The sequence below is a fragment of the Actinomadura sp. WAC 06369 genome (assembly GCF_003947565.1).
Taxonomy (GTDB): domain Bacteria; phylum Actinomycetota; class Actinomycetes; order Streptosporangiales; family Streptosporangiaceae; genus Spirillospora; species Spirillospora rifamycini.
Window position 1 is genome coordinate 1 of record NZ_QHJN01000403.1, and the last position, 752, is coordinate 752.

The 752-nt window shown below is 70.9% G+C and carries 1 protein-coding gene; it reads left to right on the forward strand.

Annotated elements, in window-relative coordinates:
• Positions 1 to 752 (forward strand): RNA polymerase sigma factor (locus DMH08_RS39685; protein WP_267898604.1); only part of this gene is annotated, 752 nt, incomplete at both ends.

Consider the following 752-nt stretch of genomic DNA (forward strand, 5'->3'; position numbering starts at 1 on the left):
GGGCGGGAGGACGAGGACGTGCTGTGGGATCCGGATCGGATCGATGACGATGTGCTGGCGTTGATGTTCATGTCGTGCCATCCGGTGCTGTCGCGGGAGGCGCGGGTGGCGTTGACGCTGCGGGTGGTCGGGGGGTTGACGAGCGACGAGATCGCGCGCGGGTTCCTGGTGCCGACGGCGACGGTGCAGGCGCGGATCACGCGGGCGAAGAAGACGCTGGCGGCGGCGCGGGTGCGGTTCGCGGTGCCGTCGGCGGGGGAGCGGGTGGAGCGGCTGGGTTCGGTGCTCAGTGTGATCTATCTGATCTTCACGGAGGGGTCGTCGGCGAGTTCGGGGGGTGAGGTGATCCGGTTCGATCTGGCGGGTGAGGCGCAGCGGTTGGCGCGGGTGATGTCGCGGTTGGTGCCGGAGGAGCCGGAGGTGCACGGGTTGCTGGCGTTGCTGGAGTTGACGGCGGCGCGTTTTCCGGCGCGGGTGGGTCCGGACGGTGAGCCGGTGCTGTTGGAGCGGCAGGATCGGCGGCGGTGGGATCGTGCGGCGATCGGGCGTGGTCGGGCGGCGTTGGTGCGGGCGGAGCGTGCGGGGCGCGGGTTGGGGGCTTACGGGTTGCAGGCGGCGATCGCGGAGTGTCATGCGGTGGCGGGGTCGGTGGAGGAGACCGATTGGGAGCGGATCGTGGTGTTATACGAGGCGTTGGGGCGGTTGGCGCCGTCGCCGGTGGTGGAGCTGAACCGGGCGGTGGCGGTGTCGAT